Raw genomic sequence first — 13,317 nt, forward strand, 5'->3', positions numbered from 1 at the left:
CTCGCAACGGCGCATGTGTATATTGCACACAATGAGATTTGACGCACTTGTGCGAGCGTTCCTTGTGCGAGTCTAAACCACTTGCCGGGTCTCAATCTATTTCGTGTCTCGATCCTGTGAGTATGTTCACCGAATAGTGTCGTCTATGCGGTAAAAGGCTCGCAAAGCCCGAATATTAGGTCATGCGGGCCTTGTCTATTTACCCTGCAGGTGTCGCTCTCAATACCGGTATTTCCCGGAGAATGAATTAGTCTGGAATGCGTGAATGCAGACCTATTAGCCCGATTCCACGGCGTGATTCCCGCCGGCGGAGTCGGTACCCGACTGTGGCCCCTTTCCCGTGCATCGGCTCCCAAGTTCTTGCACGATCTGACGGGATCGGGCTCGACCCTGATCCGCGCCACCTACGACCGCCTGGTGCCGCTGGCCGGCGACCGCATCATGGTGGTGACCGGACGCGCCCACCGCGGCGCCGTGGTCGCCCAGCTGCCCGAGCTGTGCGACGAGGATCTGGTCCTGGAGCCGGAGCCGCGCGACTCCGCCGCGGCCATCGGCCTGGCCGCCGCGATCCTGTCGCTGCGCGACCCGGAGATCATCATGGGCTCCTTCGCAGCTGACCAAGTCATCGAGCCTGTCGAGGTTTTCCAGGCGGCCCTGGGCGAGGCGATCCACACCGCCGCCAGCGGCAAGATCGTGACCATCGGAATCCACCCGACCCACCCCTCCACCGGCTTTGGATACATCAAGACCGGCGAGCAGCTGGACGTGGCCAGCGCCCCGAGCGCGCGCGGCGTGGTCGAGTTCGTCGAGAAGCCGGATGAGGACACCGCCCGCCGCTACCTGGCCAGTGGAGGTTTCCTCTGGAACGCGGGCATGTTCGTGGCCCCGGTGGGCCTGATGCTCAAGCACCTGCAGGCCAACGAGCCGCAGCTGCACGAGGGCCTGATGAAGATCGCGCAGGCCTGGGACACCGAGGCGCGCGACGAGGTCATGGCCGAAATCTGGCCGGGCCTTCCGAAGATCGCCATCGACTACGCGGTGGCCGAGCCCGCCGCCGCGGCAGGCGACGTGGCGGTCATCCCCGGCGTGTTCAACTGGGACGACGTGGGGGACTTCGCCGCCATCGGACGGCTGAACAAGGCCAGCGCGGATGAAGGCATCATCAATCTCGGTGATAAGCAAGTGCGCGTCTACGCGGACAGCGCCACCGGCGTCGTCTACTCGGACCGCCCGCGCGTGGTGGCCCTGGTCGGCATCGAGGACGTCGTGGTGGTCGACACCGCCGACGCGCTGCTGGTGACCACCAAGGACCATGCGCAGAAGGTCAAGCAGACCGTCGAGCAGCTCAAGGCCGACGGCGCGACCGAAGTGCTCTAGACCTGCCCACGCGCCGGCCTCCCGCAGCGTGCGGGAAGCCGGCGCGTGTCCAGTTTCACGAATAAATTGGCCAACCGGGTCGTGACCACACCGAAGGCAACTGCCTTCGGCCACGTTAGCCTGTGCTTCTGCTGTGCGTAACCGGGGTGGATCCTTGGCCGGTTGGTATGTTTGAAGTCATGACTACGGCCAATAGCGAGTCCGATTCATCCGATGCCGATACGGCGCAAAACCCCGGAACGCCACGCACCCGGATCAACAAAGTGGTATTTTTCGGCTCAGCATCTCTGGTGCTGGGCATTGCTCTTTGGGCCATCTTCGACCGCGATTCGGCGGACCTGGCCATTTCCACCGCCGTCGACTGGATCGGCAGGAACTTCGGCTGGTATTACACGCTGATCATCGTCGCGGCGCTGCTGTTCGTGATCGCGGCAGCCGTCTCGAAGGTCGGCAAGACCCGGCTGGGCCCCGACCACGCCCGGCCCGCCTTCAACATGTTCACCTGGGCGGCCATGCTCTTCGCCGCCGGCATCGGCATCGATTTGATGTTCTTCTCCGTTTCCGAGCCGATCACCCAGTACCTGGCCCCGCCGACCGGGGAGGGATACACCGTGGAGGCCGCGCGCCAGGCCATGGTCTGGACGCTCTTCCACTACGGCCTGCTCGGCTGGGGGCTGTACGCGCTGATCGGCATGGCCCTGGGCTACTTTTCCTACCGCCGCAACCTGCCGCTGTCCATCCGCTCGGCGCTGTATCCCATCCTGGGCAAACGCACCTCGGGCTGGAGGGGGCACACCGTGGACATCGCGGCGATGCTGGGCACCATCTTCGGCATCGCCACCTCGCTGGGCATCGGCGTGGCCCAGCTGAATTACGGGCTGCACTTCATGTTCGGGATCCCGGAGAACCGCAGCTGGCAGATCATCCTGATCGTCATCGCCGTGGTCATGGCCACCATTTCGGTGCTCACCGGCGTGGAGAAGGGCATCCGCCGGCTCTCCGAGCTCAACGTCCTGCTCTGCGTCGCGCTGATGCTCTTCATCCTGGTCACCGGCGGCACCGCCTACCTGATGGACGGCATCATCACCAACGTCGGGGACAGCATCGCCCGGTTCCCGTCCATGGCGCTGGACACCTTCGCCTACGACCGCCCGGAATCCTGGCTGAACGGGTGGACGCTGTTCTTCTGGGCCTGGTGGATCGCCTGGGCCCCGTTCGTCGGCCTGTTCCTGGCCCGCATCTCCCGCGGCCGCACCATCCGCCAGTTCGTCACCGGCGTGCTGGTGGTCCCCTTCGCCTTCATCCTGCTGTGGATCTCCATCTTCGGCAACAGCGCCCTGCAGCTGGTGCGCTCGGGCAACGAGGAGTTCGGCGAGGTCGCCATGAACACCCCGGAACGCGCGTTCTACAGCCTGCTGGAACAGTTCCCGGCTGCACCGTTCACCGCAGCTGTCGCCACCTTCACCGGCTTGCTGTTCTACGTGACCAGCGCCGACTCCGGCGCGCTGGTCATGGCCAACTTCACCTCCCACCTGAAGGACCCGCAGGCCGACGGCTCCAAGCCGGTGCGGCTATTCTGGTCTCTGGCCACCGGCCTGCTGACCCTGGGGATGCTCTTCGTGGACGGAGTGCCGACCTTGCAGGGAGCCACGGTGATCATGGGGCTGCCGTTCTCGTTTGTGCTGCTGTTGATCATGCTCGGCCTGTTCAAGTCGCTGCGCATAGAATCCGCGCTGGCCAGCAGCTACAAGAACACCATGCACGAAGCGCTGACCAGCCGGCTGGGTTCGGTGAACGACCGGCGCAGCTGGAAGCAGCGCCTGGCCCGCTCGATGACCTATCCGGGGCTGAAAGCGGCCCGGCGCTATCTGGACGAGGTTGCCCGGACGGCGCTGGACGAGGTGGCCGAGGAATTCCGCCGCCGCGGGGCGGACGTGGAAGTCACCCTCGAGCCGGTGCCGAACCTCCAGCTTCCCTCCCTGGACCTGCTGGTGGCCACAGGCGTCGAACGGCCGTTCAAGTACCAGGTCTACCCGGTGCAGCTGCCGGTGCCCCGGTATGCGCGTTCGGCTCCGGGCAACGACGTCTACTACCGCATCGAGGTGTTCTCCCAGGAGGGCAGCCACGGCTACGACCTGATGGGGCTGAGCAAGGAGCAGGTGATCGGGGACATCCTGGACCAGTACGAGGCGCACCTGGGTTATCTCGACGGGCAGCTGCAGGCCGACGAGCCCAGCCAGGTCAACGCCGAAGCGGTGATGACCACCCGCTGGGAATCGGACTTCGCGCACACCGTACGCGAGGAGTCCTAGGACCCGGCGCGGCGGCCGGCGCGGCGTTGCGTCCCGCCGCGGCGCCGTGTCCCGTGTTTCGCGGTTGGCGGCCACATTACGGATAAACTGTCTTCCTCAGGCTCAAGACGCGTATTGTCGAAAGGTGTCTTCAGTGAGTGAATTAGGAAATTTAGGGTCGGTCAAGGACTGGACCGAGTCCTTAACGCCCGAGTTGATCGAGTTCCGCCGCGAACTGCACCGCAACCCTGAGCTTTCTTTCGCTGAATTCCAAACCACCGAACGCATCCTTGAAGCCCTGCGCTCTGCCGGGCTGGACCCGGTGAAGATGGAACGCACCGGAGCCTACGTGGACGTCGGTGAAGGCCCCATCCGCCTTGCCCTGCGCGCTGACATCGATGCGCTGCCGGTGCTGGAGGAAACCGAGCTCGACTACGCCTCGACCATCGAGGGCATCGCCCACTCCTGCGGCCACGACATCCACACCACCGTGATGCTGGGAACTGCGCTCGCGCTGGGCCGCATCCAGCAGGCAGGACAGCTCGCGGGCCGGATCCGCGTGATCTTCCAGCCCGCCGAGGAGAAGCTTCCCGGGGGAGCGGTCTCGGTCATCGAGCAGGGAATCCTCGACGAGGTCCCGCGGATCCTGGCCCTGCACTGCGAGCCTCGCATCGACGCCGGGAAGATCGGCACCCGCATCGGCGCCATCACCTCGGCCAGCGACACCATCCGCATCGAGGTCAACGGCCGCGGCGGGCATACTTCCCGCCCGCACCTGACCGAGGACATCGTCTTCGCGATGAGCCAGATCGCCACCCAGGTTCCCGCCGTGCTCGGCCGCAAGGTCGACGTGCGTTCGGCCGTGTCGGTGGTCTGGGGGCAGATCCACGCCGGCAGCGCGCCCAACGCCATTCCCGCCACCGGCTACCTGGCCGGCACCATGCGCTGCCTGGACGGCGACGTCTGGTACGAAGCCGGGGAGCTGCTGGATGCAGCGGTGCGCCAGATCGCCGCGCCGTACGGGGTGGAAATCAAGCTGCAGCACACCCGGGGCGTCCCACCGGTGGTCAACGCCCCGGCCGAAACCGCGCTGATCGAATCGGCGGCCCGCCAGGAGTTCGGGACCGATTCCATCGAGCTGACCCCGCAGTCCATGGGCGGCGAGGATTTCGCCTGGATGACCCAGAAGGTGCCCGGCGCGATGCTGCGCCTTGGCACCCGCACCCCGGGCGGCAAGATCTTCGACCTGCACCGCGGCGATTACGTGCCTGATGAGAGGTGCATTGCGGTAGGCGTGCGGATCATGTGCGCGGCCGCGCTGCAGGCAATCGACGCGGCGAACGGCATTCGGGCCAAATAACCGGAGAATTTGCCAATAATTTTTCGACTCCACTAGTCACACCGTGAATTGGCGAACTGACTTGGGCATTGACGTTAAGCGCTTGCCGTATGCCGCTCCGGAATTTAGCGAATTGTAATGTTTGCCGTCTTTACCAGTGACATATCTCCGATAGGCTATGGAGACGATGGGAACGTTCGCTCCTCTGAGGCGCGTGCGGTGGGCATCGGCAACGGCGCCCTGCGTGGGAAGAAAGGCCTCACGGCTCCCGGTTATCTCGCATAACTTTTTGGAGGATTAGATGCGCTTCGTATCGCGCAAGACCGGCATGGCCGCGGCCATGATCGGCATTTCTGCTTTGGCATTGACCGCCTGTGGCGCGGCCCCGGAAGAAACGGCCCCGAAGGCCGAAAACCCAGACTACACCGGTTGCATCGTCTCGGACTCCGGCGGATTCGATGACCAGTCCTTCAACGAGTCGTCCTACCGCGGCCTGAAGAATGCCGAGAAGGACCTCGGCATCAAGATGCAGGAGGCAGAGTCGAAGTCCAACGCCGACTTCGCCACCAACCTGCAGGGCATGATGAACAACAACTGCGACCTGACCGTCACAATCGGCTTCCTGCTCGGCGACGCCACCAAGAAGGCCGCAGAGGAAAATCCTGACAAGCACTTCGCCATCGTCGACTTCCAGTACGACGAGCCGATCAAGAACATCAAGCCGATGATCTACGACACGGCCCAGGCCGCCTACCTGGCAGGCTACGCTGCCGCCGCTTCCTCCGAGACCGGCACCGTCGCCACCTTCGGCGGCATCAAGATCCCAACCGTCACCATCTTCATGGACGGCTTCGCCGACGGCGTTGCCAAGTTCAACGAGGACAAGGGCAAGGACGTCAAGCTGCTGGGCTGGGACAAGGACAAGCAGGACGGCACCTTCACCGGCGACTTCGAGAAGCAGGACAAGGGCAAGCAGGTCACCAGCAACTTCATCGCCAGCGGCGCTGACGTGATCATGCCGGTAGCCGGTCCCGTGGGCAAGGGCGCAGGCGCCGCAGTCAAGGAAGCCAACACCGGCGGCAAGGACGCCAAGCTGGTATGGGTTGACTCCGACGGCTACCTGACCGCTCCTGACTACAAGGACGTCATGCTGACCTCGGTCATCAAGACCATGGACAAGGCCGTTGAGGACCTGGTCACCGCCGACTCCAAGGGCGAGTTCGACTCGACCCCATACATCGGCACCCTGGAGAACGAGGGCGTAGCCCTGGCGCCGTTCCACGACTTCGACTCGAAGGTCTCCGACGAGACCAAGTCCGAGATCGAGGCGCTGAAGGCGCAGATCATCTCCGGCGAGCTGAAGGTCGAATCCCCGTCGAGCCCCAAGTAAGGGTCTTGAGCCAATAACGTCACAGAGCGCGTCACCGCTCGCCGCAGCAGCGGTGAACGGAGACGCGCTCTAAGACTGCCCACTGCAACACACCGAACAATGAAGATGGTGGAATCGTGAAACTCGAACTCCGGGGAATCTCGAAAGCCTTCGGTTCTTTCTACGCCAACAAGGACATCGACCTGGTCGTCGATGATGCCGAAATCCACTGTCTGCTCGGTGAGAACGGCGCTGGAAAGTCGACACTGATGAACGTCCTCTACGGGCTGTACCAGCCCACCGAAGGACAGATCCTGCTGGATGGAAAACCAGTTGAATTCAACGGCCCGGGCGATGCCATGGCCGCCGGCATCGGCATGGTGCACCAGCACTTCATGCTGATCCCGGTCTTCACCGTGGCCGAGAACATCGCCCTGGGCGCCGAAGCGACCAAGGCCGCAGGCGTGCTTGACCTGCAAGTCACCCGCAAGAAGATCCGCGAGATCTCCGACCGCTACGGCTTCGACGTGGATCCGGATGCGCTGGTCGAGGACCTTCCGGTCGGCGTGCAGCAGCGCGTGGAGATCATCAAGGCGCTGGTCCGCGACGCCAAGGTGCTGATCCTCGACGAGCCCACCGCGGTGCTCACCCCGCAGGAAACCGACGAGCTGCTGGAGATCATGCGCCAGCTCAAGGCCAACGGCACCTCGATCGTGTTCATCTCGCACAAGCTGCGCGAGGTGCGCGCGGTCTCCGACGTGATCACCGTGATCCGCCGCGGCCAGGTCATCGACTCGGTCGGCGCCGAAACCAGCACCACCGAACTGGCAAACCTGATGGTGGGCCGCGCGGTGGAGCTGAACCTGAACAAGGAGCCAGCCACCCCGGGAGCGGCTCGCTTCCAGGTGCGCGAGCTGAGCGTGGTCAACGAGCTGGGCGCCACCACCCTGGATGCGGTCAGCTTCGACATCCACGAGGGCGAGATCCTCGCCGTGGCCGGCGTGCAGGGCAACGGCCAGACCGAGTTGACCGAGGCGATCCTGGGCACCCAGCCGGTGGCCGCCGGATCGATCTCGCTGGACGGCACCGAACTGGTCGGCAAGTCGGTCAAGCAGGTGCTGCGCTCCGGGTTGGGCTTCGTCCCCGAGGACCGCTCGGTCCACGGCCTGGTCTCGCAGTTCACCATCGAGGAGAACCTGGTCCTGGACCTCTACGACCGCCCGCCGTTCGCCAAGGGCATCTCGATGAACCTGGGCGAAGTGAAGAAGAACGCGACCAAGCAGATCGCGGACTTCGACGTGCGCACCGACAACCAGCTGAACCCGGCCTCCAGCCTCTCCGGCGGCAACCAGCAGAAGGTCGTGATGGCCCGCGAGCTGTCCCGAGACCTGAAGCTGTTCATCGCCTCCCAGCCCACGCGCGGCGTCGACGTGGGCTCCATCGAGTTCCTGCACCGGCGCATCGTCGCCGAACGCGACAAGGGCACCCCGGTGATGATCGTGTCCACCGAGCTGGACGAGGTCATGGAGCTGGCAGACCGCATCGCCGTGCTCTACAAGGGCCGGGTCAACGGCATCGTGCCGGGCAACACCTCCCGCGAGGTGCTGGGCCTGATGATGGCAGGCGTCAGCGCCGAGGAGGCCTTCGCCCAGGCAGACTTCGCCACTTCCGCCAACGAACCGGTGGAAGCCCAGCCGGTGCCGCTGGAGACCACCGAACCCACCGACACCCAGGAAGGAGAAGCACAGTGAGCGAGATCAAGGCACCTGTTCTTCCCGACCCCAAGAAACCGGGCAACGACCTGTTCAAGTCCATCACCCAGGGACCTGGACTGGTCTCCGTGCTGGGCGTCATCGTCGCGCTGGTCATCGGCGGCCTGCTGATCGCGATCACCGACGAGAAGGTCGGCGAGGCCGCAGGCTACCTGTTCGCCCGACCTTCGGACTTCTTCTCCGCGCTGTGGAGCGCGGGCACCGAAAGCTACGTGGCGCTGTTCAACGGCTCCATCTACAACTCCTCGCAGGGCTTCGCCCCGCTGCTGGAAACCCTGACGGTCTCCACCCCGCTGATCTGCGCGGGCCTGGGCGTGGCACTGGCCTTCCGCGCCGGCATGTTCAACATCGGCGCCCAGGGCCAGCTGATCATCGGCGCCACCATGGCAGCCTACGTCGGCTTCGCCTGGCACCTGCCGGTGGTCGTCCACCTGCTGCTGGTGATCGTCTTCGGCCTGCTCGGCGGCGCGCTGTGGGGCGGGCTGGTCGGCCTGCTCAAGGCCCGCACCGGCGCCCACGAAGTGATCCTGACCATCATGTTCAACTACGTGGCGCTGTACCTGCTGGACTTCCTGATGAACACCGAGGCGTTCCGCCGCCCGGGCGAGACCAACCCGATCTCCCCGATCCTGGACGCCAACGCGATCTTCCCCTCGCTGCCCGGCTCCCGCCTGCACCTGGGCTTCCTGATGGCCATCTTGCTGACCATCGGGGTGGCCTGGCTGCTGAACCGTTCCACCATCGGCTTCGAGTTCCGCGCCGTCGGGCACAACCCGGACGCCGCGCGGACCGCCGGCGTGAACGTCGCCCGCTCCACCATCCTGGCCATGGCCTTCGCCGGCGCGCTGGCCGGCGCCGCCGGCGTGGCGCAGGTGGCGGGCACCGAGAAGGTGCTCACCGCAGGCGTGGCAGGCTCGCTGGGCTTCGACGCGATCACCGTGGCGCTGCTGGGCCGCTCCACCCCGTGGGGCACCTTCTTCGCCGGCCTGCTCTTCGGCGCCTTCCGCGCCGGCGCGGTCAACATGCAGATCACCACCGGCACCCCGATCGACATCGTGCTGGTTGTCCAGTCGCTGATCGTGCTGTTCATCGCGGCTCCTCCGCTGGTCAAGGCGATCTTCGGACTGAACCGCAAGAAGAAGCGCACCAGCGCTACCGAATCGATTAAGGCAGGTGCCAAGTGACCGCCACGCTTCCCTCGATGTCAGCGATCTCAGTGCTTCCGAGCAAGAAGACCCCGATCATCTTCAGCGTACTGGCAGTCATCGTGCTGGTCAGCTTCGGCCTGCTGGGCAACTCGCAGACCGCGAGCTTCTCGCTCACCTCCGCCGGCGACGCGTTCTCCCTGCCCGACCTGGTCTTCCCGGGCCGCGCCTCGAACATCGTCATCGGCGTGCTGCTGGCGGCGCTGGCCGCCTACTCCTGGATGCTGCGGGCCAAGGGCCGGGTGCTCCCGGTCTGGGCCGTCGCGGTGGGCGCGGTGCTGTTTGTGCTCGCGTTCCTGATCTGGGTCGTCTCCGGCGCCAACATCAACTCCATCTCCCTGGCCAGCCTGCTGGCCGGCGGCGTGGTGCTGGCGGTGCCGCTGGTCTTCGGATCGCTCTCCGGAGTGCTCTCCGAACGCTCCGGCGTGGTCAACATCGCCATCGAGGGCCAGCTGCTGGGCGGCGCGTTCACCGCGGCCATCGTGGCCTCGGTAACGCAGAACGCCTTCGCGGGTCTGGTCGCCGCCGGCATCGCCGGCGCGGTGGTCTCCCTGGTGCTGGCGCTGTTCTCCATCAAGTACCTGGTCAACCAGATCATCGTCGGCGTGGTGCTGAACGTGCTGGTCTCGGGCATCACCGGCTTCCTGTTCACCACCGTGATGCAGGAGGATCCGGAGCTGTACAACTCGCCGGTGCACCTGCCGACCATCGCGATCCCGGGCCTGTCCGCCATCCCGGTGATCGGCCCGATCCTGTTCAAGCAGTCGGTCATCGGCTACCTGATGTACATCGCCGTGTTCCTGGTCTGGTTCGGCCTGTACAAGACCCGCTGGGGCCTGCGCGTGCGCGCGGTGGGCGAGCACCCGAAGGCCGCCGACACCCTGGGCATCAAGGTCAACCGCACCCGGTTCTGGAACGTGACCCTGGGCGGCATCGTCGCCGGCATCGGCGGCTCGTTCTTCACCCTGGTCGCCATCGACTCCTTCACCAAGGAAATCTCCGGCGGCCGCGGCTTCATCGCGTTGGCCGCGGTGATCTTCGGACGCTGGAACCCGCTCGGCGCGTTCGCCGCGGCGCTGCTCTTCGGCTTCGCGGACAACCTGCAGGTGATGCTCACGATCATCGGCACCCCGGTGCCGAGCCAGTTCATGGCCATGATGCCGTACCTGGTGACGATCTTCGCGGTCGCCGGCCTGGTGGGACGCTCGCGCGGCCCCGCCGCCGTGGGCGATCCCTATGTGAAGGAATGACCCGTTCCCATGAATAACACCACCGCGCCGTGGTCGCAGCTTGAAGCTGCGGCCGCGGCCGCGTTGTCCAAGGCCTATGCACCCTACTCGAACTTCCGGGTCGGCGCCGCGGCGCTGAGTAGCGACGGGCGGCTGGTTTCCGGCTGCAACATCGAAAACGCCGCTTTCGGGGTGACCCTGTGCGCCGAATGCTCCATGCTCGGCGAGCTGTTCGCCACCGGCGGCGGCACGCTGGACTACTTCGTGTGCTTCGGTCAGCTCAAGGACGGCCCGCTGGAGCTGATCACCCCGTGCGGCCGCTGCCGCCAGCTGCTCTTCGAGCATCGCGGGCCCGACCTGAGGATCAAGACCGCCTCCGGGATCGTGGGCATGGACCAGCTGCTGCCGGACGCCTTCGGACCGCACAACATCATCGACTGACCAGAGAACAGAACGAAAGGCCCCACCCATGGCTGCCGAACAATTCAGCGCCGTCGAAGTCATCCGCACCAAGCGTGACGGCGGCGAGCTGAGCAACGAGATGATCGACTGGACCATCGACGCGTACACCCGCGGCGTCATCGCCGAGGAGCAGATGGCCGCGCTGAACATGGCCATCTACTTCCAGGGCATGCACCGCGCGGAGATTTCCCGCTGGACCAACGCCATGATCAACACCGGCGAACGCATGGACTTCTCCACCCTGGCCGACCCGGCCGGACGCGGCCTGGCGACCACCGACAAGCACTCGACCGGAGGCGTGGGGGACAAGATCACCCTGCCGCTGGCCCCGCTGGTGGCCAGCTTCGGCGTGGCCGTCCCGCAGCTCTCCGGCCGCGGGCTGGGCCACACCGGCGGCACCCTGGACAAGCTCGAGTCGATCCCGGGCTGGCGCGCGGAACTGTCCAACGAGGAGCTCTTCGCCCAGCTCTCCACCGTTGGCGCGGTCATCTGCGCCGCCGGCGCCGGGCTGGCCCCGGCGGACAAGAAGCTCTACGCGCTGCGCGACGTGACCGGGACGGTGGAGGCGATTCCGCTGATCGCCTCCTCGATCATGAGCAAGAAGATCGCCGAGGGCACCGGAACCCTGGTGCTGGACGTCAAGGTGGGCTCCGGCGCGTTCATGAAGACCGAGTCCATGGCCCGTGAGCTGGCCGAGACCATGGTGAACCTGGGCACCGACGCCGGGGTGAACACCGTGGCGCTGCTGACCAACATGGACACGCCGCTGGGGCTCACCGCGGGCAACGCGATCGAGGTCCAGGAGTCCGTCGAGGTGCTCGCCGGCGGCGGCCCGGAAGACGTCATCGAGCTGACCGTGGCCCTGGCCACCGAGATGCTCGCCGGCGCCGGCATCCGCGACGTGGACGTGCGTGCGGCGCTGAACGACGGCCGCGCCATGGACAAGTGGCGTGCCATGATCTTAGCGCAGGGTGGCGACCCGGACGCGAAGCTGCCGGTGGCCCGCGAATCGCACACCGTGCTGGCCCCGGCCGAGGGCGTGCTGCTGAAGCTGGATGCCATGGACATCGGCTTGGCCGCCTGGACCCTGGGCGCCGGGCGCGCCCGCAAGGAGGACGCGGTGCAGGCCGGCGCCGGCGTGCGGCTGCACGTCAAGCCCGGAGCGCGGGTGCGCCGCGGGGAGCCGATCGCCACGCTGCTGACCGACACCCCGGAGAAGATGGAGCGCGCCATCGAACTGGTGCAGCGCTCCATCCTGATCGGCGCGGACAGCGACCGCCCGGACATGCGCTTGATCCTGGACCGCATCGCCGCGAAGTAGCCTGCCAAACCGCCAGCCGCCCCCGCACGGGGGCGGCTGTCGGCGTTTAAACCGGAGCCACGCTGGGCCCAAGGAACTCGAGGAAGCCTCCGGGCGTTAAAAGATTCAACTCATCCCCGGGATGGAGAAGTGTCCGGTGCAAATCACGACCTTGGTAGGGTGCGCGCCGGCGGGATTCTGGTGGAGAATGAACTAAGAGCGCGGCAGCGAGCCACCGCGTGCAGCGAGGAAGCGATACACCCACCGATGGAATTGGTCAACGAAGCGATCATGCATACGGCCACCGCATGGTGGATCCTGCCGCTGCTCTTTGCCTTCTGCCTCATCGACGGGGTCTTCCCCGTCGTCCCCTCCGAAACCTTCCTGGTGTCGCTGGCCGCCGTGGGCATCAGCACCGGAAGCCCCAACCTGCTGCTGATCTTCGTGATCGGCGTGTCCGGGGCGATCATCGGTGACCAGATCACCTTCCGCATCGGCCGGAGCATCGGCTACCGGCAATACGGGTGGATGCAAAAGGGCCGGGCCAAGAAGATCCTCGACTTCGCCACCCGCAAGCTGGAAACCTCCGGCGCGTTGCTGATCTTCACCGCCCGCTACATCCCGCTGGGACGCGTCGCGGTGAACATGACGGCCGGGGCCACCGGTTTCTCCTACCACCGCTTCACCTTTTTCGACGTCATCGGCTGCATCACCTGGGGCGCCTACTCCGTGGGCATCGGCGCGCTGGCCGGCAACTGGCTCTCGGAGAACAAGCTGCTGGGCATCGGCGTCTCAGTGGTCATCGCCGTGGTGCTCGGCTACGTCATCGACAAGATCGTCAGCCGGGTGCTGGAGCGGGTCCACCGCCGCAAGCTGCGCCAGCTGGCCGCGAAGCGCGGCGGGACGCTGGGAAAAGCTATCCAAACCGTGCCTCCGGGTGAGCAGCCGGAGATTTAACCTCCGGGGCCGGTAG

General features: G+C 65.7%; 10 protein-coding genes. All 10 read left to right on the forward strand.

The window, feature by feature from the left end; translation table 11 throughout:
- Window positions 1–261 precede the first annotated feature (261 nt).
- Entirely contained in the window at window positions 262–1,377 is a 1,116-nt protein-coding gene (locus ACTX90_RS03890; protein ID WP_113606804.1) for a mannose-1-phosphate guanylyltransferase, read from the forward strand.
- Between the two features lie 179 nt (window positions 1,378–1,556).
- Window positions 1,557–3,689, forward strand: a complete 2,133-nt coding sequence (betT, locus tag ACTX90_RS03895) for a choline BCCT transporter BetT (RefSeq protein WP_443443165.1) — start codon at window positions 1,557–1,559, stop codon at window positions 3,687–3,689.
- A gap of 133 nt (window positions 3,690–3,822) precedes the next feature.
- Complete coding sequence (locus tag ACTX90_RS03900; protein WP_113606802.1) at window positions 3,823–5,028, forward strand: amidohydrolase; 1,206 nt, start codon at window positions 3,823–3,825, stop codon at window positions 5,026–5,028.
- A gap of 280 nt (window positions 5,029–5,308) precedes the next feature.
- Window positions 5,309–6,397: a BMP family lipoprotein gene (locus tag ACTX90_RS03905; protein WP_047118415.1), complete on the forward strand. Its 1,089-nt coding sequence runs from the start codon at window positions 5,309–5,311 to the stop codon at window positions 6,395–6,397.
- 116 nt (window positions 6,398–6,513) lie between these two features.
- Entirely contained in the window at window positions 6,514–8,127 is a 1,614-nt protein-coding gene (locus ACTX90_RS03910; protein ID WP_047118416.1) for an ABC transporter ATP-binding protein, read from the forward strand.
- On the forward strand, window positions 8,124–9,332 hold the full coding sequence (locus ACTX90_RS03915; RefSeq protein ID WP_047118417.1) for an ABC transporter permease: 1,209 nt from the start codon (window positions 8,124–8,126) through the stop codon (window positions 9,330–9,332). The genes ACTX90_RS03910 and ACTX90_RS03915 overlap by 4 nt, the downstream gene beginning before the upstream one ends.
- 17 nt (window positions 9,333–9,349) lie before the next feature.
- Window positions 9,350–10,603: an ABC transporter permease gene (locus ACTX90_RS03920; protein WP_082344940.1), complete on the forward strand. Its 1,254-nt coding sequence runs from the start codon at window positions 9,350–9,352 to the stop codon at window positions 10,601–10,603.
- A gap of 9 nt (window positions 10,604–10,612) precedes the next feature.
- Complete coding sequence (locus tag ACTX90_RS03925) at window positions 10,613–11,023, forward strand: cytidine deaminase (RefSeq protein ID WP_047118419.1); 411 nt, start codon at window positions 10,613–10,615, stop codon at window positions 11,021–11,023.
- Window positions 11,024–11,051: 28 nt separating this feature from the next.
- The gene (locus ACTX90_RS03930) at window positions 11,052–12,365 is read left to right on the forward strand and encodes a thymidine phosphorylase (RefSeq protein ID WP_424678861.1); all 1,314 of its coding nucleotides are present in this window, start codon (window positions 11,052–11,054) and stop codon (window positions 12,363–12,365) included.
- Window positions 12,366–12,611: 246 nt separating this feature from the next.
- Window positions 12,612–13,301, forward strand: coding sequence for a DedA family protein (locus tag ACTX90_RS03935; protein ID WP_443443167.1), 690 nt, complete (start codon window positions 12,612–12,614; stop codon window positions 13,299–13,301).
- Window positions 13,302–13,317 lie beyond the last annotated feature (16 nt).

The organism is Glutamicibacter soli (genome assembly GCF_052322135.1).
In the GTDB taxonomy this organism is placed as follows: domain Bacteria; phylum Actinomycetota; class Actinomycetes; order Actinomycetales; family Micrococcaceae; genus Glutamicibacter; species Glutamicibacter soli.